The following is a 24,372-nucleotide window of genomic DNA, read 5'->3' on the forward strand; positions in this document are numbered from 1 at the left end:
GGGTGCAGTTCATTCACAAATGGATTGCCTCTTTTATGTTTTATTTATTCATTAATGCTTTTACACGAGAAACCACATTCTCTACAGTAAATCCATACTCTTCAAGTACTTTTCCACCTGGTGCAGATGCGCCAAAGCCATTAATGGCAAGGATTTCTCCTTCATCTCCAACATAACGTTCCCAGCCTAGTGGAGCAGCCATTTCAATCGCTAAGCGTTTTTTCACTGTTTTCGGAATAACCGATTGTTTGTATGCATCGCTTTGTTCTTCAAAACGATCCCATGATGGCATACTTACTACAGATGCATGAATCCCTTCATTTAAAAGTACTTTTTGAGCTTCAACTGCAAGATTTACTTCAGAACCAGTAGCAAGTAATAATACATCAGCTGTTTCTCCCTCAGCAGGTGAAACAACATAAGCACCTTTTGCAACACCCTCATTTGCCAATTCTGCAGATGATTTCAGTGTTGGTAATCCTTGTCTAGTTAAAACAAGTGCTGTTGGTTTATCCTTAGATGTTAATGCTAATCTCCATGCGGCTGCTGTTTCATTTCCATCTGCTGGACGGATAACAGATAGATTTGGCATTGTTCGTAAGGATGGCAATTGCTCTATTGGCTCATGAGTAGGTCCATCTTCACCTACGGCAATACTATCATGAGTAAATACATAAGTTACTGGAAGTCCCATTAATGCTGCTAAACGAATAGCTGGACGTAGGTAATCGGAGAACACGAAGAATGTTCCACCATATACTTGTAATCCACCATGTAAAGCCATACCATTCATTGCTGCACCCATTGCAAATTCACGAACGCCGAACCAAACATTGCGTCCATCATAATGTTCTGGAGTGAAATCTTTTTCTTCTTTGATCATTGTATTATTAGAGCCTGCTAAGTCAGCTGATCCACCAATAAATGTTGGTACATGTTTAGCAATAGCATTTAATACTTCTCCGCTTGAAGCTCTGCTTGCAAGGCTTTTTCCTTCCTCATAGACAGGAATTGCTTGATCCCAGTTTTCAGGAAGTTCACCTTTTATCGCACGGTCTAATTGCTCAGCTAATTCAGGATAAGCTTTTTTATATTCAGCAAATAATTCTTGCCATTGTTGTTCTTTTTTCACACCTGGCTCAACGATTGTTTCATTAAAACGATCATATACTTCATTTGGAACATAGAAATCCTCTTCAAATGTCCATTTATAATATTCTTTTGTTAATTTTAATTCATCTGCACCTAATGGAGCACCGTGCACTGCTGATTTTCCAGATTTATTTGGAGATCCATAACCAATGACTGTTTTTACTTCAATCATCGTTGGGCGTGTAACATCTGCTTTAGCTTCTGCTATCGCCTTTTCAATCGCCTCAAAATCATTCCCGTCTTCTACACGAATATATTGCCATCCATATGATTTAAAACGACCTTCAATGCTTTCAGAGAACGATTTATCTAGATCTCCATCTAAAGAAATATCATTTGAATCATACAAGACAACTAAACGTCCTAATTTTAGATGTGCAGCTAAAGATGCAGCCTCACTTGAGATACCTTCCATTAGGTCACCATCACCACAAAGTGCATATGTATAATGGTCTACTATATCAAATTTGTCCTTATTATAAACTCCAGCAAGATGACGTTCAGCCATTGCCATACCGACTGCCATTGCAATTCCTTGTCCTAAAGGACCTGTAGTCGCTTCAACACCCTTTGTATGACCATATTCAGGGTGACCAGGAGTTTTACTACCCCATTGACGAAATTGCTTGATTTCATCCATGCTTAAACCATAACCAGCTAAATGAAGTAAGCTATACAATAGCATAGAACCATGTCCAGCTGATAAAACAAAACGATCTCGGTTAAACCACTCAGGATTTTTTGGATTATGATTCATCATTCTTGTCCAAAGAGTATAAGCCATTGGAGCTGCTCCCATTGGTAAACCTGGGTGTCCAGAATTAGCTTTTTCAATTGCATCAATGGAAAGTGTTCTAATGGTATTTACGGCTAATTGATCTGTATTATCGAACATTTTGTCAACATCCTCTCTTACATGAATTCATCCAATTAATTATATTAGATATGTTTGTATTATAACTCAACTGTTAATACCTAAGAAAGTAACATAAGCTGAACTGTTTTATAGCAAACTTTCTTAAAATTATGTGAAACGATAAAAAGACTGAATACTCAGCCTTTATATAAATCATTCCATATAATTAATGTAACCGTTTTCTGTCCTGTACATCCCGCACTTTTTGTGGTGTTACGTCATTACCATTTGGATCAATAACCCGAACAGTTTCAATAGTGTTTTTCATTGATGACCGAAAACTCTCAAGATATTCACGACGTAAACGGGATTGTTCCTTTGCTTCATCTTCTGTTAAGCCTTGACCTTTTGCCTTTTTTGAAAGCAAATTAATTCTTGCAATTTTTTCTTTAGAAAGCATGTATGGCTACTCCTTTATATAAAAACTAAATAGCTATAAAACGATAAGGTTATCGTACTAAATATATTTGAACTTATCAAGGAAATAGCCCGTATAAGATTAATTTTCACTTTTCATATATTCCTGATATCTTCGATTAACTGTTGCTTTCGATACTTTATACCCAAAGCCTCTTAAGGTAGCAGCAATTTCAGCAAAAGTTAAGTCATTTTGGCGTAGACGAACAATTTCTTCAATAGGAAGTTCAATCCGGTCTCTTCCTTGCTCGTTACGCTGTCCATTAAGATTAAATTCTGGGTGAAAGCCCTTTTCTACAGCTCGTTTCATGCCTCTTTTTATTTTTAAATTATGTAATTTTCTTTGATATTCTTCAACCATACTGACAATATTAAGAACCATAGAGTCTGATTCGGACAATTCCAGTTCACCTTGATGGGATACACAAAAGACCTTTACACCTTCCTTTTTTAGACAGTGAAGCAAAGCAATTTTTGCATTTCCTCTACCTAATCTTGTTTCATCCTGTACTAAAATAGCTTCTATATCTTCTGCTTTTATAAGATCAAATATTTCTAGTACTCCAGGTCTATCCAAATCGTATCCGCTAGCCTGATCTTTTATTATCTTAGTGACTTCAAATTTCCAGTGATTAGCAGCGTCTATTAATTCGACTTCTTGCCGTTCTAAAGATGTTTCCTGTGTTTGTTTATTTGTACTGACACGACAATATATAATTGATTTCATCCTTCATTTCTACTCCATATCATATGCAAGCTTGCTATTATCATTTAATAGGTGTTTCGCCTTTACCGGGATAATTAATTTCTCTCCAGCTTTAATATTATCCTCATTTAATTGATTTTTCTTAGAGACCCACTCAATAAACTCCTGTGAACTTAAGGAATGATTATCAGCATAGAGGTTAGCTATTTCCCATAGAGATTGTCCTTCATTAACGACAATTTCTTGATAGCCTGATGTATCTTCATCACTCGAGATCAATATATATAATCCTAAAAGGATCGAAATAACTACTAACATAATAACATAAGAGTATTTTTTCCATAGAGTAATCATATAATAACCCACCTTCGAATGTATGTTCGTTTATTTGATATCATTATAAAACGAACATACATTCGAAGTCAATGTTTTTTTCGAACTTATGTTTGTATTGGTAAAATATAAATGCTATACTAGTAATAAGTAAAGAGAAGTTTAATAGCCGGGGGTGTATATTATGACAAAGCTTACAAAAAGACAACAAGATATTCTTGATTTTATTAAGACTGAGGTAAAGTCAAAAGGATATCCTCCATCCGTACGTGAAATTGGGGAAGCTGTTGGACTAGCATCGAGCTCTACTGTTCATGGACATTTGTCGAGATTAGAAACTAAAGGTTTAATTCGTAGGGACCCAACTAAGCCACGTGCGATTGAAATACTTGATTTGGAAACAGAGAATATCCCACAACAAAGGGTTACTAATGTTCCATTATTAGGAAAAGTAACAGCGGGATTACCTATTACAGCAATCGAAAATATAGAAGAGTATTTTCCTCTTCCAGAACAATTAGCACCAGCTGATGAGAATATTTTTATGCTTGAAATTGTCGGCGAAAGTATGATTGATGCGGGAATTTTAGATGGAGATTATGTAATTGTACGCCAACAGCATACCGCCATTAATGGAGATATCGTTGTAGCAATGACAGAGGATGATGAGGCAACTGTAAAACGTTTCTTCAAGGAAAAAGATTTTTTCAGATTACAACCTGAAAATTCAACTATGGCACCAATTATTTTAAATAATGTAACTATTTTAGGAAAAGTAATAGGATTATACCGTAACATCATCCACTAATATGTACGAGGGACCAATTCAACAAATAATTGGTCTTTTTTATTTTATCTAATCCGACCATTTTTATATCTATTTATTACAGAATAAAAACTGGAGAATTGTAGGATAAATGTCTGTTTACAAAGTTAAAGATACATAACAATAATAAAGTTCTATCAAATTCAGCCAACAAAAATACAACTACTATTAAAAAAAGCCATTCTAATATTACATTTTATTAGGAATGACTTTTTCATTTTGATGAATTCATATTTTCTATTTAGAAGTAATTCTTATTGTTCGCTTTGATGAATTGTAATCAACAGTTGCTCCGAGGGCTTCTCCAACAAATCGTAAAGGGACAAGCGTTCTTCCATTCCTCACCTTTGCAGGAACATCGATTTGCGATACTTTTCCATTTACTGTTGGGGACTTAGCACCAATTTTTAAAACAATTTTTGTATTTGTTTTTATAGCGGTAACTACTTGATTCTTTTGATCCCATTGAACATTTGCTCCTAGACTTTCAAATATCCCCCTTAAAGGTACCAATGTTCTCCCATTTTCGATAACTGGTGATTGATCATAGGATTGTTTAACACCATTTATATACACTACTAATGCAGGAGTGGCCGAGGGTTTCGACACTCGTTTAGCAGTTTGTTTTGATAATGAAATGGAGCCATCTGAATTGTGATAATGATATTGCCCAGTCTTCAATCCATATTTTGCACAATTTGTTCTACATGTATGCCCACCATTGCCATCCAATCTGCCAGGACTAGCACTCACGTTTATTGAAAATGGGATACAAATCAAAATAGTAGTTAGTAAAGCTATTAAACCTTTTTTTCTCACTTTTTTACTCTCCTTTTAATCTGTTACTCTTAGTCAATAACTTTTTATCGATATTAATACTGTATTTATTTATTCAATCGTATCAAGTAATTCTACATCTATATTGTCAACATCTTCCCAGCTATGATATTTTTCCAAATGCCATTTATTCTTTAACCTTTTATAACCGTTTTCTTCAATCCACTTATGTAACTGATTGTAGGATTCTCCAATAAGACTATTCTTTCCCTTATGCCTCACTACAGCATAGCTTTGTCTTGGAATGGTTAATGCGACCATTTCTGTTGGTATATCTTTATAATCTGATACTTCAACACATACCCAATAGCCATCCTCATCCTTCGTTTCATTATCTACAACAAACGCTCCATAAAGCTGAAATGGATCAACAACCGTTGTAATATCTTTGATCTGTTCAAATAGTCGCCTTGTAGCTTGAGGAATTTCGATTATGTATTGTTCTGCTTCACATAATACCCTATACCCTACTAGCTTCAATTAAGCAAGATCTTTTATAATAATCTTCACTTCGTCCCCCCGTTCCAGTTTTCTAATCTCATAAATAATCTTACGCTTGTTTAAAACATTGTTGAAATATTAATTTATCATCAATTTTCTTAATAGTCCATCATTATCAAATAATTAGAAAATCCTTCTCCCAGAAAAGGAGAAGGACAATTTTTAATTATCCAATAAACCTAGATTATCTAATACTGTTACAAACTCTGCTCTAGTTAATGGTTGATCTGGCTTCCACGTTCCGTCTGAATAACCCGTCATTATTTTTTTATCTATCGCCTTTTGAATTGCTTTACTTGCCCAGTGTTTCTTTAAGTTTTCTTTTTCTGGCACTTTTACGTCCTCCTTTTTAATATCTGCTTTCACCATCGTGATAAAATCTTTCCATTCAATCCCTTTGGCTCCACTCCTTAGATTACGAGGACAATTCTTTCCTGACCAATGATGATGTTGAACGACCTTTGAAACAGGAATATTATGATCATTCATCAGCTTTCTGGTTAACCACACTGCGTTTTCTACTGCCTTAATAAATTTCCCATCACTATTCACACAAATTTCGATAGCAATTGACTTCATATTGCCATCCCCATTACCATCTCCAGCATGCCAACCAACCTCGTTTGTTGGTAGTGATTGGTAAATAGAGTCATCATCAACAGTGAAATGCCATGAAGCCTGCCTCGAATTCCCTCTATATTGTAAATTAGCATGGGCTTCATCATCAGCCCCTCTGCTAGTGTTATCGGTTTCATGAATGGTGATATATTCCGGTTTCATTTTAATACCTGGTCGTGTAAATGTATTAGAAGCAGGGATAAATTTTTGATGTATGATCATTTTAATTTATCAACTCCTCTTTAATACAATATTCCGATATATCATTATTCGGAAAGGCTATTAGTCAAAAAGATTAAAATAAATACAAATCATTATTTTATTTATAATATTTCACTCAAAAAAAGCACCCATGATGGATGCTGAACTGAACCCCGAATAGTAGACACTTAAAAAAAAGTGCCCTATTCGGGGTTTTTTCTATGGGAAAAGCCCGTTATACTTAACATAATTAATTTGAACGGGAGTTATCTTATGAGTAAAATCTATTTTAATGAACATCAACGTCAACTATTAGAAGCCAATCCCAATGTTGCTTCAGTATCTGACCGAGCGATTCAATATACACCTGAATTTAAAATTAAAGCAGTAAATGAGAACTTAGCTGGGAAAGGACCTACTCAAATCTTTATAGAAAATGGGTTTGATCTTGAAATGATTGGCCCTAAAAAAGCTAAATCAGCTTTGAAGCGTTGGAGAAATACTTTTAATCAATATGGAGAAAATGGTTTTTTGGAAGAACGTCGAGGAAAAGGAAGTACGGGAAGACCAACAACTAGTGAGTTATCCGCTGATAAGAAGCTAGAAAAAGCAGAGGCTCGTATTCGTTATCTCGAAGCTGAAATTGAATTACTAAAAAAGCTAGAGGAACTCGAAAGGAAGGCGAAGAAACACAAGTAGCTCCACATGAAAAATACGCAGTCATCAATGAAGTAATTCGTAAATATCAACTAATCAATAGTGTCTCTGAGCTATGTACTGTCGCACATGTTAGTCGCAGTGGTTATTATGCATGGCTGCGGAATACTGAAAAACATGCCATTCGAGAGAACAATGATTATGAGGATTATCTCTTTTTAAAGTGCATCTATGATGCATTCAAAGGGAAAGTTGGCTATCGTGGACTTTATATGAAAGTATGTGAATTACTTGAAAACCCAATGAACCCAAAGAAAATACGCCGTCTAATGCGCAAGTATAATTTCTTTGCGAAAGTGCGACGTGCAAACCCATATAAAAATATTGCAAAAGCTACTCAAGAACATAAGACATTACCAAATAGATTAAACCGTGAATTTACACAAGACGAGCCGGAAAAAGTATTTTTAACTGACATTACCTATTTAAAGTATCGAGGAAAAACAGCCTATCTATCCTGTGTTAAGGATGTCGCTACACGTGAAATAGTGGCATATGAATTATCACAAACATTGAAAATGTCGATTGTTTACAATACTCTAGCAAAATTAGAAGAGAAATTAGGGAATAATATACATCCAGAAGCCATGATACACTCTGATCAAGGTTTCCATTACACGCATCCAGAATTTCAAAAAAGGGTGAAACAGATGAATTTGAAACAATCTATGTCACGTAGAGGGAACTGTATCGATAATGCACCAATGGAATCCTTCTTTGGACATATGAAAGATGAAATGGACTATAAAGAAGTTCATACATTTGAAGAACTAAAACAATTAGTTAATCAATATATGATTTTCTATAATGCATCAAGAAGACAATGGAATTTAAAAAAGATGACTCCGGCAGAATACCGAAGTCATCTAATCGCTGCTTAAATAGCAGGGTTACTTTTATTAAACTGTCCGAAATTTAGGGCGCAGTTCATGCATCAAAAATTATTTTTCTCTTTTAAAAATAAATTTTATTTCATCTGTAAAGACTGATTTTCCATTTCCATCACTATTTCCATCAATAATCGGCAATGCTGATACTAACTCCCAACTTTCTCCCCCTAATTTATCAAGATCTGCTGATAATGTAATATCATTATTAGTAAAAGTTTGATTGTTGAAAGTAAATACTTTATATTCAAACTCCTTCATATTTTTCACCACACTCTTATAGGTTCATTTATTTATTGAAAGGTTATTTACTTTTGATAATATGATTTATTATTTTTGTATAAATGATCTATTGGAAAACTATTCATAGTATTTGTTCAAACAAAATTATTTATGTAGGACAACTTTTTTACGTAAAAATACATTTGTGAATTATTTACAAAATCATAATTAGTGTGACCTGCCCCTCATTGAAAGAATTAATTTGTGAATTCCTTTCATTGCTTCTGTTCCTATGTAACTCCCTGTCATACCCAATAAGAAGCTGGAAGAAATGAAATATATTATGTAATATACCCCTGATCCGATTAACATATCTATAAGAATATACCTTTTAATTGTCGATCCTTTAATTGAACAAAAAACGACTTTATTTGTAGTAAACATATGTATCACATCCCACTGACTTTTTATTAAAATATGAATAAAATAAGTTGTCATATTCTAATCTCTAGATGATGAAACATTAGAGTAAACATATATTCTAACTTTGTTAAGAAAAATACGAATTCAACTCCCAAAAAACTTCATCTAATTGTAATTAGACATTAGATTTACCTCATGTATGTATAATTAGTTCATTACTATGAAGCATCTGTGCTGCATATATTTAATCCATTTAGTAGACAAAAAGGTAAACTTATGGAATAATTATCTCTAATTCAAAATACTTAAAGATGAGGTAAATTGTCATCATTATTACATGAAATTGAAAAACTTCGTAGTAAATTAATTGAATATGCGATCCAGTATGGTCTAAATGATTCTTATTCTATAAAACTTAGTCAAGAGTTAGATCAATTATTGAATTTAGAATTAAAACAAAGATAAATCATAATTACTAAACGAGATGTAAGCAAATAAAACATCATTAAAAATAAAGATAATTAACTAATTTTAAGCCCACCTCTAAAGAGATGGGCTTAAAATTTCATTGATGGGGCGAAGTATTTTGGCCGACAATCAAATACCCAAAACCATCCGAAGTTTACCTGAAGAATACTCCTCAAAATAAATTATTAGTTTCTGTTGTTTTTTGTTTGGGTTGTCACATAATTTATTTTAATTTTCCTCTTTTTCTCCTTATGATGCACCTGCTTCCAAGCCTTTTTTTATGTTAATTAGGTACCCTCATGTTATTTAATCTAAAGTGGACCCCTTCGTCAAGACACTAATTTAAATTTTTTAAGGTGGGTCAGAATCCATTATGGATATCTGCTTTATAGGAGCTAGAGGTGCTCACTGGGGCTAGGGGGGTGGTAGGTGCACATTTTTTTGCGAGTGATTCATCCTACTCTATTTTTCCTTCTCAGGGGAGGTTCTGTCAAGGGCGAGCGGAGCGAGGGCTAGCCATACCCTTGACAGGTTCTTCCCTGAGAAGTATCATCCCTTATGGATGAATCACTCCGAGGCCATAAACGGAGGCGGGGGGTTTATAGCCAATCGATTGGTGAGGGCGTTCATAGTTATAGAAGTGGATAAAATTGTTAATCTCTTTCCTTGCTTCTCTTGGACTCTCGTAATCTTTTAAGTAAACCTCCTCATATTTAATCGTTCTCCATAACCTCTCTGTAACAATATTATCAAGGGCTCTTCCTTTGCCGTCCATGCTAATTCGGATGTCCTTATCCAGCAGTAATCCGGTATATTGGGGACTGGTAAAATGGCTACCCTGATCACTATTTAAGATCTCTGGCTGTCCTACCGACAGAGCCCGTTTCACTGCCTCCAAGACAAAGTCAATCTCTAGTGTTTGGTCTAGCTCCCAGCTAACGACAAAGCGAGAATACCAGTCTATCAGAGCTACAAGATACATCCAGCCTCGTTGGAGGCGAATGTAGGTAATATCGATTCCCCAGACGTGGTTAGGGTGGCTAATGGCCAAATTTCTAAGAAGATACGGATAGATCCGGTGCTCAAGATTGCGTTTACTAAGGTTAGGGCCGGGAGAAATCCCTGCAATGCCCATTTCCCGCATATGACGTTGTACAGCCTTGCGATTAATATTTATTCCATTGTTGTTTAGAACAACAGTAATTCGCCTAGACCCAAAATAGGGATGCTTGGTATAAATTTCATCAATCTTGTGCTTGATAAATATTTCCTCAGGAGAAGGCTCGACTGGCTTATAATACAAGCTAGTACGATTGAGCCCAAGCAGCTGAGCCTGGGTAGTGATTGGCAGCTCTTTATCATCCCAATCAATCATTTGAATACGCTCGGCCCTACTCCTTGATTCCAGATTTTTTTTTAAGCCACGACAATTGCGTGGTTAAACGGCCAACCTCAGCGTAGAGGTTTTCAATTTGATTTTCATATTCCGCCTTCATTTGATCCGCTTTTTTATTTTCTTTAGCGAAGATCGAAGGCATTTGATCAAGAAATGCATTCCTCCATTGTCTAATTTGATTGACGTGAATTCCATGAGATGAAGCGATTTCATTCATGGTCTTTTCTTCCTTTAGGACCTCTAGCACGATTTGAGCTTTAAACTCTGGTGTGTATCGATTTCTTTTCATAAACCTACTTTAACATCTCCTCATTTCGTGTCTAGTTTCTTGGGTCCATTATAATCCATAAGGTATCTAATATTAATTCTTCATTTTTGCTACAATAACAACTTAATTTTCAAATCCACTTTTTTGCTTATAGATCCGGCATATTGAATTTGTTTAATACATGGAGAATACTTAGCGTTTATTCCTATCCGATAATTGATTAAGTTTCATTACTTCACTATGAACGGTAAATTAATAGTTCGTTGTGGGAGTTCCAACATCAGATAAACATTTCTTCTATCCTCCTACATCGAAAATTACTGCTACCAACTCCCTGATCTAAAAATAATTTAATTACTTTCCATCCCTCCTTTAATATATAAAATGATTTTCTTTACTTTCGGTACAGACTATCTGATCAATAAAAGGGTTAAAATTATAATCAATATTTCGTTTACTAAAAGTGAGTCTTCAACTTGCCCGATATTGATAAAGGATAAAAATGATAATTGAATAAGGAAATATTCAAACACAGAAGCGTTTTATACAACTATGCCAACTAAAACATGCATTTTAAATAAAAAACGAATTTGATATTTTATAACTTTTCGTGACGTATACTTTGAGCAAACTTTATTTGCTCATAAAGTGAAATAAAAGATGTAGCGGTCTTCAATTGATAGTTGTTTGTTGAAACTTTCCTTAACAATTAAGTGCCTAAATAATACATAAATAGGAAATGAATTTTTAGTTTTTTTAGGAAGAAAGATTGTAATGCTTGTTGACTAGGGGTGTAATTAATAAAAAAATTAATCAAATGTAACTTCGTTGATTGGTTCTAGGTGTTTATAACTAAAATCTGATTTCAAGTTATTTTATATTGATATTTACTATTTTTTGACATATAATTCTTTAAATGCCTCTGTAGCTATAGAAGGGAAGAGCGCCGGAAAACAATTGTTACCACCGGGTCGCAAGGCAAAGGTTTCAGAAGCACCGAAAAGCAAATTAGCTAAGGCAGGTGAAATTCCTGCCGGTGAAATTCCGTAGGGAAGCGTGTTGCCCTTAGCCTATGCTTACGAAAGGAGTGCGGGTTCGAATCCCGTCAGAGGCACTGCTCTGTTGTAAAGGACTTTTGTCCAATCTTATTATTTTATCTAACACCCATCTACATTAATTATAAGTGTCAATATTTATATCCTCTCGTCTTTACTTTATATTCTATTAATACTAGATATATCGAAGTAGCTCATAAGATAATTACCATCTTTAGAATGAACAATAAAATTCACACAATATTACACACTTTATTTTAATAGAATAGTAGAATACTTTATAAATTTACTCTACAAAAAGGTTGTGATATTTATGAAATATTTCATTCAATTCCTTATAGCCATCTTACTTACGGCTTTATCTTACTTCATTGCAAGCGTCTTACATAGTTATGGTTTATCGATTTGGAAAGCTCTAATTATAGGTACTACGGTAGTATTAGTAGGTGCTATTACCGAGAAAATGAAATCACCAATGTGGTTAATTATATTTATGCCTTTTCCTATCGGTATGCTATTACTATTTGTATTTTTAAATGTACCTCCATTGGATTGGTTGTTTACTTATTTGACAACACTAGTTATTTACACCATCATCCACATTATCATGAGTTTCTTTTTTAAATTTCACTCATTAATTCCTGCTTGGAAACTATCATAATAAAAACATAAAAGAATCCTTTAAAGGATTCTTTTTTTAATAATGAAATAGTTATTCTTTTTTAGAAACAAAATAATTAAATCGAATAATGAAGGACTGTAATTTTCCAATAACATTATTAACATATAAAAGGTTGTATATGTACCAACTACACGAGTTCCTAAAAAAGGATTTATATTTACTTAATAAAAACTTTAATAGAATGATTAAGGTTATTATAAATCTCGTTAATAATTATTAGTTAAAATTTTCATTAGTGAGGGTAGCAACTACTATGGAATTTAGCGAAGGCAGAGCCAATACTTTTTTTGTAATCAATCCATTATTTTAAATCGTTATTTAATCCTTATAAATTAATTTCCAACAAATGATTTAAGAATGGCCATGACTATTTTAATTTTACTACAGTCAATTAAGTAATTAATCCGTATTTGTTAAATATTTCATACATGATCAAAATACGAAAAAAGCCTTGATTGGTTCAAGGCTTTACTGATTCTTAGCAATTTGTATATAAAAAAGCTTCTTTGCTTTTTAATCAATTTGTATTAAATGCTTGAATCCAATCTTCACCGTAAAAGTTAATGCTCAATAAATTATTTTCTTTAACAAGGTTGGCAATTTCCTTATATACTTCTGGAGAATCAGTAGTAATTTTAAAACCAACATAATATTCTGTTTTTTTCGTAGCATCCACTTTAACATTTTCAACATAACGTAATTTGCTAATTAGTTTAGCAAAAAGAAATGCTTCTGTTTTATCAGATGTATAGCAGGAATCATACATGTCTGCAACCTCCTTTTCCAAAATTAATTCGACAAAAGGAGAAAAATCCCTCTACACAAGCAAAACATTTTTTATCTCCATTAAGTTGATTTGTCCACCCCATATTTTGGAGGATGGACATCATTTACCATTATTATCTTGAGAGTAAAACAATTCTTCTTTGCTTAAAGAACCTACTTAATAAATCAATCATCCTTTCATCTTAATCAAAGAATATTAAAAACGTACATGCCCGAACAAAATTTCTAAAACAAGCATTTAATATTGTAATCTTAGAAGAAAGGAGCTAATCATGGATAATAATCAAAGGTTATTTAATCTGGATGACATGAATAAGAACCTTACTAAAAATGCTAGAATGCAGATTATGAATAACCAAGTTTTCACCTTCGTCTGTGGTGCATTCCCACTTATCACCTTTCCAGTTTTATTGCAAAGAGGACAATTTATAGATATTACTTGTCAGTCTGGCCCTATTACTATTAGAATTGGATGCGGAAACAGATTCGACTTTCGGGTTGCAACATTTAACTTACGTGCCGGACAAGCAGTTCAAGTATCTTGTATCGGTTAAATTGTTTTATGCATTCTAGACACAGTACCATAAGTGGTACTGTTTTTTACTTACTCTGTTTGAGACAAGCAAGTTTCCAACTAATATATGTCCTGTTACAAAGACAGAGGTCATAAAAATCAACCCATGGTTACATCTCCTCATTAGATTGATATATTTCTTTTCGACATATTGCTTCCTAACTTTATACGCGTTACGATTCATCACTCTAAGATAAATGAGAAGGTATAAGGGTTAATCAAATCAAATTTACAATGATAAACCTAGGTAAGTTAGCTTTTAATGACTTTCCTTTGTTCATCTATTTCTATACCATATTTTTAATAATAAACTTTGGTTCATAATCACTGATAACCTCAAATACACCATTATTATAAATATAAACATGATGTTCTACATTTGAAATATCATTACTTCCCAACCATCCTAATTGATCAAACCATTCTATGAAGTCTGAATTAGTCATCTTATATATTTCCTTTTTCTAAATTGTTTACTGGTTGCCATACATCTAGTTTTCGTAAATTCACGCAATCAGCTACTTTCTATATCATAATGTAGATTATCATCGACTCATTGTCCCATGAGTAATTCCAATGTAAAATAACATTGGAAACAAAATCAAATAATAGTGGAAAACGCGAAAATGATTTAATGGCGACAACTATGTGGTTTAAAATATACTAGTGTGAATGCTCTGATTTTAAACATCGATATTAATTAAAATGATATTTAATTAATCTAAAAGAGAACATGGTAGCAAAGAGGTTGGAATGCAAAGGTCAATATGAAGGAAGTGTAATTTTTACTGAACAAGTTCAGATGTTATATAAAACGGAAAAATATCTTATAAGATAAAAAAATATGCCCCACTCGTAAAGAAATGGGTGTTTTTGCATACGAAAACAAACATTAATATAAGTTAATAATATATCTTGTATTTACTGTTTAGATTATATTAAACACGAGAAAATGAAAGACTAAAATTAACACAAAAGATGCATTTCCCACTAACTTAACAGGGTGAGTAAATTTGTACTTGTTAAATGGTGTAATTCGTTGGGCAATTTCTAAAAATAATAAGGTTCCAATTAATAAAATCAATCCACCAATGATGAAAGTGTTATTGATCAAATTTACTTTGCTCACAATATGGTCAGTGAATAATATCCATAAGTAACCTAAGAAAAGATTTAAAACAATGGATAATAGCATCTCTTTTGCCTTCATATTTATTTATCCCTCCAATGTCAGAATATACAAATATTTTATCACAATATCCAATTTTTTGAAACTACAATATAACATAAACAATTACTACACAATTGGATGTGTGTAATGCGACTTAAAAAGTTGTCAATTAAAGTGGGTTATTTTTTGTTTGACAGTTTTATATATAAATAAGTTTTTAAAGTTTGTTCTTGTAACCCTTGACAAGGTATTCATACAATGCAGTCCATCATTTACCTTCCATTTCCTTTATACTGTTTAGGATAAATAATTATTTGTCCATTATTGTCAATCAATTTTCCAGAAGATCAACCTCGCCTTTAATAACCATCAACTGCTTACATTTATTTTTTTGCATGCAGAACACATTAATTAAAAAAAGTAATAGTTCCATGCAAATTTCTATTGATTACTAATAATAAATAGGATTACTTACAGGTATTTGCACACCAAACCTACCTAAGAATAAAAAGTAATTTTTTGTATCCACTGTACATCCACCTCATATTAATTTTGGGTTGTTATTTAATATATTCCTGTTGAAAGAAACAGTATAATGGACCCAAGAAACTAGACACGAAATGAGGAGATGTTAAAGTAGGTTTATGAAAAGAAATCGATACACACCAGAGTTTAAAGCTCAAATCGTGCTAGAGGTCCTAAAGGAAGAAAAGACCATGAATGAAATCGCTTCATCTCATGGAATTCACGTCAATCAAATTAGACAATGGAGGAATGCATTTCTTGATCAAATGCCTTCGATCTTCGCTAAAGAAAATAAAAAAGCGGATCAAATGAAGGCGGAATATGAAAATCAAATTGAAAACCTCTACGCTGAGGTTGGCCGTTTAACCACGCAATTGTCGTGGCTTAAAAAAAAATCTGGAATCAAGGAGTAGGGCCGAGCGTATTCAAATGATTGATTGGGATGATAAAGAGCTGCCAATCACTACCCAGGCTCAGCTGCTTGGGCTCAATCGTACTAGCTTGTATTATAAGCCAGTCGAGCCTTCTCCTGAGGAAATATTTATCAAGCACAAGATTGATGAAATTTATACCAAGCATCCCTATTTTGGGTCTAGGCGAATTACTGTTGTTCTAAACAACAATGGAATAAATATTAATCGCAAGGCTGTACAACGTCATATGCGGGAAATGGGCATTGCAGGGATTTCTCCCGGCCCTAACCTTAGTAAACGCAATCTTGAGCACCGGATCTATCCGTATCTTCTTAGAAATTTGGCCATTAGCCACCCTAACCACGTCTGGGGAATCGATATTACCTACATTCGCCTCCAACGAGGCTGGATGTATCTTGTAGCTCTGATAGACTGGTATTCTCGCTTTGTCGTTAGCTGGGAGCTAGACCAAACACTAGAGATTGACTTTGTCTTGGAGGCAGTGAAACGGGCTCTGTCGGTAGGACAGCCAGAGATCTTAAATAGTGATCAGGGTAGCCATTTTACCAGTCCCCAATATACCGGATTACTGCTGGATAAGGACATCCGAATTAGCATGGACGGCAAAGGAAGAGCCCTTGATAATATTGTTACAGAGAGGTTATGGAGAACGATTAAATATGAGGAGGTTTACTTAAAAGATTACGAGAGTCCAAGAGAAGCAAGGAAAGAGATTAACAATTTTATCCACTTCTATAACTATGAACGCCCTCACCAATCGATTGGCTATAAACCCCCCGCCTCCGTTTATGGCCTCGGAGTGATTCATCCATAAGGGATGATACTTCTCAGGGAAGAACCTGTCAAGGGTATGGCTAGCCCTCGCTCCGCTCGCCCTTGACAGAACCTCCCCTGAGAAGGAAAAATAGAGTAGGATGAATCACTCGCAAAAAAATGTGCACCTACCACCCCCCTAGCCCCAGTGAGCACCTCTAGCTCCTATAAAGCAGATATCCATAATGGATTCTGACCCACCTTAAAAAATTTAAATTAGTGTCTTGACGAAGGGGTCCACTTTACAGTTTCCTCCATATGCACCATTTATTTGTTAATTTTTTTCTATAGTTTTCATTATTCAAACATATGAATTTGGATAGTATAACAAATAAACCACTGTACTAGTGGTTTGCATAAAACAATTATTTATTTTTTATTAATAACAAACTTTGGTTCATAATCACTTATAACTTCAAAAACACCATCATTATATATATATAAATGATGTTCTACATTTGGAATTTCATTACTCCCCAACCATCCTAATTGATCAAACCATTCTATGAAGTCTGAATTAGTCATCTTATAAAAGCAAGCAGCAGTTTTATCTATATTTGACGCTCGTTTGTATGCTTCCAGTACAGCTGGAGTTAAGTCACTTCTTGGAATCTCCCCAGCATAGCGAAATGACCATACATAATCCTGTATATTAGAAATTTTATCGTAAATGATGTCTACTGAATTACCTTTAATATCAATTAATCTTATACACAATCCATTTTCATCAGAAAAATGAAAGTTGGCTTCAGTAATATTTCCTTTTACTAAATTTTTAACTGGTTGCCATACATGTAATTTTCTTTGATCCATTCAATCAACTACTTTCGTAATATAGATAAAATTAGTCTACTAAAAATTTTATTAATAATAACTTATTTTGTCAATCATAGATCCATTTGGATAACGAAGAGACCACTGTTTTGTAAAAGTACTTTGATAAAAAAGAAACAGTGATACCTTCAGATGTTTTTGTTTTGTACCACTTGATTTTACTTTTGTTTTACCTGGAATTTGATAAAAATGTTCAAGTGCCCTACAGTATTATCATAATTATTTACTTTCTCTGTAGAATTTGTAAACTTTGCTGTTAACTAATTGCATCCTAAGTATATACGATTAAGGCCACAAGGCACAAGGAAGCCTAATTACTCGAGCTATCTTAATGTTATTTAAAACTAATACTAACTAACTATTATACTTTAATATTGCAATATTTAAATTTAAAGCCAATTTCTAATTATTTTGTCATAGGTTACTGTACGAATAGAAGGCTGAAATTTAATATAATACACTTTATAATCTATAATATATTCACTATCCTCAACCATATAACGCTAATCAATTTAAAAACGTTCCATTTTAGGTAATCTTTTAATAGCTCTATCCATGCACTCATATTTAAATTAGTTAACTGATCTTTCATTTTGTTTCCATATCATTTATTTCTTTTACTACTGCATTGCCTAATGGCGTTAATCAATTTTCGTCCAATCCCAGTGAAAATTCCATCAACTTTTCTATATCAGTTTAGTTGCTTTACATTGGCTCACTACCAAACTAGTAAATGTAATAATTCTTTTACAACCTACTTCCCTATTATGAAAATTATGGTATAATTTCCTAGAACTATAACAAAAAAACTATTAGAAAATGAGGTAAAACTATGCCAGAAATTAAATGGGGATCCCCATTGAGCTTAGCTTGTCTAGGTGTATTCTTAGGTGGATTAGGAATCTTTTTTAAAGCTATTTGGAGTACTTTTTTGTAAACAGACTAATTTAGTCTGTTTTTTCATTTAATAATTTGGAAACGTAATAGTTCTTTTGTTCTTATATCCCGCTGTAATCCCTTCATATTACTCTACCTTTTTAGTCGATCCAAATAGCTTTCATAAGATTTCTATAATATACAAATGATATGAATCATGTTTCACACACTCCTCGTCTATGTAACCTCAGATATTTATTCACACATAAGCAAGAAAATTGAAACAAATAATATGACCAAATACGAGGAGTATACGAAAAATTGTATTTGACTGATTTTTTTATTTTAAAATCGGGCAATATTAAAATTAATAATAGTAATATAAAAATACCGAAAACAAAAACCCCTTAACACCAATGGTATCAAGGGGTTTCTCTATTAATACATTTGCATATATTGCTCGCGTTCCCATGGATGAACAGTTGTTCTGAACATATCCCATTCAATCTCTTTAGCCTCTAAGAAATGTTCAAGGATGTGCTCACCTAAAGCACTAGTCATTACTTCATCGGATACTAAGTTATCTAATGCTTGCTTTAACGTTCCTGGCAAATCAATAATGCCTGCTTCTTCACGTTCTTGTTTATTCATAACATAAATATTTCGATCAACAGGTGCAGGTGCCTTTAATTTATTTTTAATCCCATCTAATCCGGATTTTAATAATACGGCCATAGCAAGGTATGGGTTTGCAGCAGGGTCTACACTACGCACTTCAATACGAGTACTTAAGCCACGTGAAGCCGGAATACGTACCAGTGGGCTTCGATTTCTTGCGGACCAAGCAACATAGCAAGGTGCTTCATAACCAGGTACAAGTCGTTTATACGAATTTACTGTTGGGTTTGTTACTGCTGTGAAGTTCGTTGCATGTTTAATTACTCCAGCGATAAATTGATAAGCTGTTTCGCTTAATTCAAGATTACCACTTGGATCTACAAATGCGTTTTCGCCATTTTTAAATAAAGATAGATTACAGTGCATACCAGATCCGCTTACACCAAATAAAGGTTTTGGCATAAATGTGGCATGAAGTCCATGCTTACGCGCAATAGTTTTTACAACAAGTTTAAAGGTTTGAATATCATCACATGCTTTTAATGCGTGGGCATATTTAAAATCAATCTCATGCTGACCAGGAGCAACTTCGTGATGTGATGCTTCAACTTCGAATCCCATCTCTTCAAGCTCTAATACAATGTCTCTGCGGCAATTTTCACCTAGGTCTGTAGGAGCTAAATCAAAATAACCACCATTATCATTTAATTCTAATGAAGGTTCGCCTTTCTCATCTAATTTAAATAAGAAAAACTCTGGTTCTGGCCCAAGATTGAAATCTGTGAAGCCAAGCTCTTCCATTTCCTTTAAAATACGTTTTAGGTTATTTCGTGGATCACCAGCAAATGGTGTACCATCTGCATTATAAATATCACAGATTAAGCGCGCAACTTTTCCTTTTTCTGCAGTCCAAGGGAACACTACCCACGTGTCTAAGTCTGGATATAAATACATATCTGATTCTTCAATACGCACAAAACCTTCAATGGATGAACCATCAAACATCATTTTATTATCTAAAGCCTTCCCAAGTTGGCTTATTGGAATTTCGACATTCTTAATCGTTCCTAAAATATCAGTAAATTGCAGTCGGATAAATTTGACGTTTTGTTCTTCGGCAATCTTTTCAATATCACTACGAGTAAACTTTGACATGGATAATTCCTCCCTGAGGTTTGAAGTGTTTTATAACTGAAGGTTCTCTCTAATAATACTTTGCTACAAAGCATCCTTTATTAGATTAAACCTTAGTGAAAAAATCTTGGTCTTTCATTTTGTCTCATTGATGGACGTTGAAATCTTCCAGCTTGTAAAAGTTCTTCCCTTAAAATCTTTCTAATTTCTTCATTTGTTACTTCTTCTTTTGCCATACTTACTTCTTTTTGTACTTCTTCATGCTTCATTACTAAAATTTTCTTTATACCTGCCATGTTGATACCTTGATCCAAAAGATCTTTGATCTCCAATAACTGATCCACATCATTTAGTGAATATAGACGTCGATTTCCTTCAGATCTGACAGGATGAATGAGCTCATGTTCTTCATAATATCTAATTTGACGGGCTGTTAAATCAGTTAATTGCATGACAGTACCAATTGGTAAAATAGGCATTGAACGTCGTAGATGATTATTACTCATTCAAATCTCCGCCTTTCTATTTAATTTATATTGTCATTATATTATGATGTAATCTTAGTTGTCAATTAAATGTTAGATTTTCTTACATGATTTTTTTGATACAAAAAAAACGTGCGAAATAACATTTTCACACGTTCCCATCATGGACTATATTAATCCTTTTGAAATTAACCGATCTAATGCAGAACAAACTGCTATCTTCACATGAGAATAAGTTAATCCTCCTTGTACATATGCTGTATAAGGTGGACGGATAGGACCATCTGCTGATAATTCGATACTTGCTCCCTGAATAAATGTTCCTGCAGCCATAATCACATCATCCTCATAGCCTGGCATATAACTTGGATACGGAGTCACATATGAATTAATCGGTGAGGAAAATTGGATAGCCTGACAAAATTCAATCATTTTATCGGGATCATCAAATTGTACAGATTGAATAAGGTCTGTTCTATTGGCATCCCATTTCGGATCCGTATTCATCATAAAATGTTCAAGGATAGCTGATGTAAACACAGCACCCTTTAATGCTTGCCCAACAACATGAGGGGCTAAAAAGAAACCTTGATACATTTCTTGTAAACTATAGAGGGATGCGCCTGCTTCTGCTCCAATACCAGGCGAAGTCATTCGATAAGAACAAGCTTCTACCCATTGCTTTTTCCCAACAATATAGCCTCCGGTTTTAACAATCCCACCACCAGGATTTTTAATTAATGAGCCGGCCATTAAGTCTGCACCAACATGACACGGCTCTATATCTTCAACAAATTCACCGTAACAATTATCAACGAAGACAACTAAGTCTTCTTTGATCGCTTTAACAAAAGAAATCATTTCTTTTATTTCATTTATTGTAAAGGAAGGACGATTCGCATATCCTTTTGAACGCTGAATACCAATCATTTTTGTATTCGGCTTAATCGCATTTTTGACTGCAGCAAAATCTACCTTTCCTTCTGAGTTAAGGAGTACGGCATTATAATCAATATTAAATTCTTTTAAGGAGCCAATTCCACTACCACGAATTCCCACAATTTCTTCTAATGTATCATATGGTTTACCTGTTATATATAACAATTCGTCTCCAGGTCTCAATACACCAAATAATGCTATCGATATAGCATGTGTGCCAGATATGATTTGTGGCCTTACAAGTCCAGCTTCTCCTCCAAAAACATCTGCATAAATTTTCTCAAGCGTATCTCTCCCAATATCATCATATCCATAGCCTGTTGAAGGGATAAAATGCGAATCGCTTACTCGATGTTTTTGATAACTTTGTAACACTCTAAATTGATTTTCTTCAATTCGCTGATCAATCTTTTCATGTATCGGTTTTATTTGTTGTTCTACATTTTCTACGACTTGCTTTAGTTTTGATTCATTCTTTAAATACTGAAACACTTGAAATCTCCTTTTATTGCTAATCTATTTTTTCATTTGAACGTTAAAATTGTATCATAAATTATTCGCCCATTTACGAATTAGGAATATATCTAACTTTAATCCGTTACTATTATAACAAATCGTTAAACTGATGCATAATTAACCTATTTTCAAAATTTTCGTTTGTAATAAGTGTGTCTCATGATAAAATCAATTTTGGTAATCATTTATTTCCTTTATATTCGTTAAAATTATATTTCTAATGATCTATTATCAGCTTAGAGATGAACATAATATTGGGGTGAGTTAATGACTTGGGAAATATTAAGTATTTTTGGTACTATTGCCTTCGCAATATCCGGAGCCATCGTTGCTATGGAGGAGGAATATGATATTCTAGGAATCTATATATTAGGAATCGTTACTGCATTTGGTGGAGGTGCTATTCGAAACCTGCTCATCGGTGTTCCTGTATCAGCACTTTGGGAACAAGGGGTACTTTTTCAAATTGCTTTACTATCGATAACCTTAATATTCTTATTTCCTCATAATCTTTTACGACATTGGCAAAGATGGGGAAACTTCTTTGATGCAATAGGTCTCTCAGCGTTTGCTATCCAAGGAGCAATCTATGCAAAAAATATGGGACATCCGATGAGTGCTATTATCGTTGCAGCTGTGTTAACAGGTAGCGGCGGTGGAATCATTCGAGATGTTCTCGCAAGGAGAAAACCATTAGTCCTTCAATCAGAGATTTATGCTGTATGGGCTATTCTTTGCGGGGCCGCTATTGGATTAGGCATTGCAAAACAACCCATTGAACTTTATTTATTATTTATTTTTACCACGATTTTAAGAGTTCTTTCTTATTCATATAAATGGAGACTCCCGAACAAAAGTATCATTAAAAGAGGATAACTAGTAGAAGTAAAAACTACTAGTTATCCTCTTTTGTTGTTTTCATCCTATTCTAGTTTTCAGGAAAAAACAAATCATTACTCCTAATGGTTAATAAATCATGTCGATCATAAATATTATTGGTTAATAATCTCATTGCTTGAGAACGGATTGATTTCTCAATTATATTCCTTACATACCTACCATTCGAAAAACTTGTTGGATTCATCGTTTTTACATAGGCTAAATGATCCTTAAGCTTTTTTTCTGCTTCATGACTTAGTAAGTATTCCTTTTCATTTAACATTCTTTTTCCTATTTCCATCAATTGTTCTACATTATAATCAGGAAAATGGAAAACTAGCGGAAAGCGAGAATGCAAGCCTGGATTTAAACTAAGAAAATAATCCATTTCTCTAGAGTAACCAGCTAATATTAATATAAACTCATGCTGCCGATCCTCCATATGTTTAACAAGTGTATCAATGGCCTCTTTACCGAAGTCTTTTTCTCCTCCTCGACCGAGTGAATAAGCTTCATCAATAAATAATATACCGCCAATTGCCTTTTTCACTAAATCACGTGTTTTTTGAGCAGTATGACCAATATATTCACCTACTAAATCTGCTCTTTCCGCCTCAATTAAATGCCCTTTTGATAGAACATTCATTTTTAAGAACAGTTTCCCTATTAATCGAGCAACCGTTGTTTTACCTGTCCCAGGGTTTCCCTTAAACATCATATGCAATGCCTGTTTTCCCGCTTTCAGCCCTGCCATTTCCCGCTTTTTATTAATATAGATCCAAGCATAAACTTCTTTGATCATTTTTTTCATTTCTTCCATACCTACAAGAGCACTGAGTTCATTCTCAATTTCCCTTAGTGCCTCATGCTCTGTTGAAATCGTCTTTGGAACAACTTCCTTTTGTAGATTAGTATTAGAGGCATCTCTCGGTTGTGCATTTAGCACAATACTTATTTGGCCATTGTTTTTCATACGTATTGGTTGATCCAAAGCGTTCACCTCACAATCTAAAAAACAGTATACGCGACGAGGTAAAAATGTGTGACATACGCCTAGATTCAAGCGCTACATTGCTACCAATCAATTATCCTATGAATTACGATATGTGATTATTTACCTGAATATGTGAGTTATTTTTCTAGTATGCTTTTATTAAAATCTT

The 24,372-nt window shown here is 33.8% G+C and carries 24 protein-coding genes; 7 read left to right on the forward strand and 17 right to left on the reverse strand.

Annotated elements, in window-relative coordinates; translation table 11 throughout:
* Nucleotides 1–40 precede the first annotated feature (40 nt).
* The 4 genes from tkt to MHI39_RS15420 all read right to left on the reverse strand — a co-directional run bounded on the left by tkt (nt 41) and on the right by MHI39_RS15420 (nt 3,545).
* Entirely contained in the window at nt 41–2,047 is a 2,007-nt protein-coding gene (gene tkt, locus MHI39_RS15405) for a transketolase (protein WP_180212979.1), read from the reverse strand.
* A 187-nt stretch (nt 2,048–2,234) separates the two neighbouring features.
* A complete protein-coding gene (locus MHI39_RS15410) occupies nt 2,235–2,468 on the reverse strand; it encodes a DUF896 domain-containing protein (RefSeq protein ID WP_058006532.1) in 234 nt (77 codons plus the stop codon).
* 99 nt (nt 2,469–2,567) lie between these two features.
* Nucleotides 2,568–3,212, reverse strand: coding sequence for a recombinase family protein (locus MHI39_RS15415; protein ID WP_180212980.1), 645 nt, complete (start codon nt 3,210–3,212; stop codon nt 2,568–2,570).
* A gap of 9 nt (nt 3,213–3,221) precedes the next feature.
* Nucleotides 3,222–3,545, reverse strand: coding sequence for a LysM peptidoglycan-binding domain-containing protein (locus MHI39_RS15420; protein WP_058006534.1), 324 nt, complete (start codon nt 3,543–3,545; stop codon nt 3,222–3,224).
* Nucleotides 3,546–3,708: 163 nt separating this feature from the next.
* On the opposite strand from MHI39_RS15420, the gene lexA reads away from it, so the two are divergent.
* The gene (gene lexA / locus MHI39_RS15425; RefSeq protein WP_058006535.1) at nt 3,709–4,332 is read left to right on the forward strand and encodes a transcriptional repressor LexA; all 624 of its coding nucleotides are present in this window, start codon (nt 3,709–3,711) and stop codon (nt 4,330–4,332) included.
* A 255-nt stretch (nt 4,333–4,587) separates the two neighbouring features.
* On the opposite strand, the gene MHI39_RS15430 is transcribed toward lexA, so the two are convergent.
* The 3 genes from MHI39_RS15430 to MHI39_RS15440 form a co-directional block, all read right to left on the reverse strand.
* Nucleotides 4,588–5,169, reverse strand: coding sequence for a copper amine oxidase N-terminal domain-containing protein (locus MHI39_RS15430; RefSeq protein WP_180212981.1), 582 nt, complete (start codon nt 5,167–5,169; stop codon nt 4,588–4,590).
* 69 nt (nt 5,170–5,238) lie between these two features.
* Nucleotides 5,239–5,667, reverse strand: a complete 429-nt coding sequence (locus MHI39_RS15435) for an effector binding domain-containing protein (protein WP_342539644.1) — start codon at nt 5,665–5,667, stop codon at nt 5,239–5,241.
* 183 nt (nt 5,668–5,850) lie between these two features.
* A complete protein-coding gene (locus MHI39_RS15440) occupies nt 5,851–6,528 on the reverse strand; it encodes an N-acetylmuramoyl-L-alanine amidase (RefSeq protein WP_342539646.1) in 678 nt (225 codons plus the stop codon).
* Nucleotides 6,529–6,780: 252 nt separating this feature from the next.
* Between MHI39_RS15440 and MHI39_RS15445 the strand changes: the two genes are divergently transcribed.
* Nucleotides 6,781–8,105 (forward strand): IS3 family transposase gene (locus MHI39_RS15445; protein ID WP_139254896.1). Its coding sequence is split into 2 segments (ribosomal slippage): nt 6,781–7,159 and nt 7,159–8,105, totalling 1,326 coding nucleotides; the frame shifts between segments, so codons are not numbered across the junction.
* Nucleotides 8,106–8,165: 60 nt separating this feature from the next.
* Here the strand turns inward: MHI39_RS15445 and MHI39_RS15450 are convergent.
* Nucleotides 8,166–8,372: a DUF4177 domain-containing protein gene (locus MHI39_RS15450; protein ID WP_071975450.1), complete on the reverse strand. Its 207-nt coding sequence runs from the start codon at nt 8,370–8,372 to the stop codon at nt 8,166–8,168.
* Nucleotides 8,373–9,077: 705 nt separating this feature from the next.
* Between MHI39_RS15450 and MHI39_RS15455 the strand changes: the two genes are divergently transcribed.
* Entirely contained in the window at nt 9,078–9,221 is a 144-nt protein-coding gene (locus MHI39_RS15455; RefSeq protein ID WP_079991169.1) for an aspartyl-phosphate phosphatase Spo0E family protein, read from the forward strand.
* A gap of 559 nt (nt 9,222–9,780) precedes the next feature.
* Here the strand turns inward: MHI39_RS15455 and MHI39_RS15460 are convergent.
* A protein-coding gene (locus MHI39_RS15460; protein ID WP_152984831.1) for an IS3 family transposase occupies nt 9,781–10,909 on the reverse strand; the annotation gives its coding sequence in 2 pieces (ribosomal slippage) (nt 9,781–10,644 and nt 10,646–10,909; 1,128 coding nt in all).
* A gap of 1,347 nt (nt 10,910–12,256) precedes the next feature.
* On the opposite strand from MHI39_RS15460, the gene MHI39_RS15465 reads away from it, so the two are divergent.
* Nucleotides 12,257–12,604 (forward strand): hypothetical protein, encoded by a 348-nt coding sequence (locus MHI39_RS15465; RefSeq protein WP_058006540.1) that lies wholly within the window; start codon nt 12,257–12,259, stop codon nt 12,602–12,604.
* A gap of 538 nt (nt 12,605–13,142) precedes the next feature.
* Here the strand turns inward: MHI39_RS15465 and MHI39_RS15470 are convergent.
* Entirely contained in the window at nt 13,143–13,391 is a 249-nt protein-coding gene (locus MHI39_RS15470) for a hypothetical protein (RefSeq protein ID WP_212941747.1), read from the reverse strand.
* A 292-nt stretch (nt 13,392–13,683) separates the two neighbouring features.
* On the opposite strand from MHI39_RS15470, the gene MHI39_RS15475 reads away from it, so the two are divergent.
* The gene (locus tag MHI39_RS15475) at nt 13,684–13,965 is read left to right on the forward strand and encodes a hypothetical protein (protein ID WP_342539653.1); all 282 of its coding nucleotides are present in this window, start codon (nt 13,684–13,686) and stop codon (nt 13,963–13,965) included.
* A 307-nt stretch (nt 13,966–14,272) separates the two neighbouring features.
* Here the strand turns inward: MHI39_RS15475 and MHI39_RS15480 are convergent, their stop codons facing one another.
* Complete coding sequence (locus MHI39_RS15480) at nt 14,273–14,431, reverse strand: hypothetical protein (protein ID WP_342539654.1); 159 nt, start codon at nt 14,429–14,431, stop codon at nt 14,273–14,275.
* 482 nt (nt 14,432–14,913) lie between these two features.
* Entirely contained in the window at nt 14,914–15,195 is a 282-nt protein-coding gene (locus MHI39_RS15485) for a hypothetical protein (RefSeq protein WP_251337817.1), read from the reverse strand.
* A 605-nt stretch (nt 15,196–15,800) separates the two neighbouring features.
* On the opposite strand from MHI39_RS15485, the gene MHI39_RS15490 reads away from it, so the two are divergent.
* A protein-coding gene (locus MHI39_RS15490) for an IS3 family transposase (RefSeq protein WP_152984831.1) occupies nt 15,801–16,929 on the forward strand; the annotation gives its coding sequence in 2 pieces (ribosomal slippage) (nt 15,801–16,064 and nt 16,066–16,929; 1,128 coding nt in all).
* 368 nt (nt 16,930–17,297) lie between these two features.
* Here MHI39_RS15490 and MHI39_RS15495 read toward each other — a convergent pair.
* The 4 genes from MHI39_RS15495 to MHI39_RS15510 form a co-directional block, all read right to left on the reverse strand.
* Nucleotides 17,298–17,741 (reverse strand): hypothetical protein, encoded by a 444-nt coding sequence (locus tag MHI39_RS15495; RefSeq protein WP_342539656.1) that lies wholly within the window; start codon nt 17,739–17,741, stop codon nt 17,298–17,300.
* 1,335 nt (nt 17,742–19,076) lie between these two features.
* Nucleotides 19,077–20,411, reverse strand: a complete 1,335-nt coding sequence (gene glnA, locus MHI39_RS15500) for a type I glutamate--ammonia ligase (protein WP_342539657.1) — start codon at nt 20,409–20,411, stop codon at nt 19,077–19,079.
* Between the two features lie 92 nt (nt 20,412–20,503).
* Entirely contained in the window at nt 20,504–20,896 is a 393-nt protein-coding gene (locus MHI39_RS15505; protein WP_058006544.1) for a MerR family transcriptional regulator, read from the reverse strand.
* Nucleotides 20,897–21,043: 147 nt separating this feature from the next.
* Nucleotides 21,044–22,306 carry a methionine gamma-lyase family protein gene (locus tag MHI39_RS15510; protein WP_058006545.1) on the reverse strand — a complete coding sequence of 421 codons (1,263 nt, stop codon included), beginning with the start codon at nt 22,304–22,306 and terminating at the stop codon, nt 21,044–21,046.
* Nucleotides 22,307–22,597: 291 nt separating this feature from the next.
* Between MHI39_RS15510 and MHI39_RS15515 the strand changes: the two genes are divergently transcribed.
* Nucleotides 22,598–23,206: a trimeric intracellular cation channel family protein gene (locus MHI39_RS15515; RefSeq protein ID WP_058006546.1), complete on the forward strand. Its 609-nt coding sequence runs from the start codon at nt 22,598–22,600 to the stop codon at nt 23,204–23,206.
* 52 nt (nt 23,207–23,258) lie between these two features.
* Here MHI39_RS15515 and spoVK read toward each other — a convergent pair whose 3' ends face one another.
* Nucleotides 23,259–24,200, reverse strand: a complete 942-nt coding sequence (spoVK, locus tag MHI39_RS15520; RefSeq protein WP_058006547.1) for a stage V sporulation protein K — start codon at nt 24,198–24,200, stop codon at nt 23,259–23,261.
* Between the last annotated feature and the right edge of the window lie 172 nt (nt 24,201–24,372).

The sequence above is a fragment of the Heyndrickxia sp. FSL K6-6286 genome (genome assembly GCF_038630395.1).
GTDB classification, from domain to species: domain Bacteria; phylum Bacillota; class Bacilli; order Bacillales; family Bacillaceae_C; genus Heyndrickxia; species Heyndrickxia oleronia.

Excerpts from the sequence above, each read along its gene's own strand:
- glnA (WP_342539657.1), bottom strand. The coding sequence starts at position 20,411 with ATGTCAAAGTTTACTCGTAGTGATATTGAAAAGATTGCCGAAGAACAA.
- MHI39_RS15485 (WP_251337817.1), bottom strand. The coding sequence starts at position 15,195 with ATGAAGGCAAAAGAGATGCTATTATCCATTGTTTTAAATCTTTTCTTA.
- MHI39_RS15420 (WP_058006534.1), bottom strand. The coding sequence starts at position 3,545 with ATGATTACTCTATGGAAAAAATACTCTTATGTTATTATGTTAGTAGTT.
- MHI39_RS15465 (WP_058006540.1), top strand. The coding sequence starts at position 12,257 with ATGAAATATTTCATTCAATTCCTTATAGCCATCTTACTTACGGCTTTA.
- MHI39_RS15450 (WP_071975450.1), bottom strand. The coding sequence starts at position 8,372 with ATGAAGGAGTTTGAATATAAAGTATTTACTTTCAACAATCAAACTTTT.
- MHI39_RS15415 (WP_180212980.1), bottom strand. The coding sequence starts at position 3,212 with ATGAAATCAATTATATATTGTCGTGTCAGTACAAATAAACAAACACAG.
- MHI39_RS15505 (WP_058006544.1), bottom strand. The coding sequence starts at position 20,896 with ATGAGTAATAATCATCTACGACGTTCAATGCCTATTTTACCAATTGGT.
- MHI39_RS15410 (WP_058006532.1), bottom strand. The coding sequence starts at position 2,468 with ATGCTTTCTAAAGAAAAAATTGCAAGAATTAATTTGCTTTCAAAAAAG.
- MHI39_RS15470 (WP_212941747.1), bottom strand. The coding sequence starts at position 13,391 with ATGTATGATTCCTGCTATACATCTGATAAAACAGAAGCATTTCTTTTT.
- MHI39_RS15515 (WP_058006546.1), top strand. The coding sequence starts at position 22,598 with ATGACTTGGGAAATATTAAGTATTTTTGGTACTATTGCCTTCGCAATA.
- MHI39_RS15495 (WP_342539656.1), bottom strand. The coding sequence starts at position 17,741 with ATGGATCAAAGAAAATTACATGTATGGCAACCAGTTAAAAATTTAGTA.
- lexA (WP_058006535.1), top strand. The coding sequence starts at position 3,709 with ATGACAAAGCTTACAAAAAGACAACAAGATATTCTTGATTTTATTAAG.
- MHI39_RS15475 (WP_342539653.1), top strand. The coding sequence starts at position 13,684 with ATGGATAATAATCAAAGGTTATTTAATCTGGATGACATGAATAAGAAC.
- MHI39_RS15440 (WP_342539646.1), bottom strand. The coding sequence starts at position 6,528 with ATGATCATACATCAAAAATTTATCCCTGCTTCTAATACATTTACACGA.
- MHI39_RS15480 (WP_342539654.1), bottom strand. The coding sequence starts at position 14,431 with ATGACTAATTCAGACTTCATAGAATGGTTTGATCAATTAGGATGGTTG.
- tkt (WP_180212979.1), bottom strand. The coding sequence starts at position 2,047 with ATGTTCGATAATACAGATCAATTAGCCGTAAATACCATTAGAACACTT.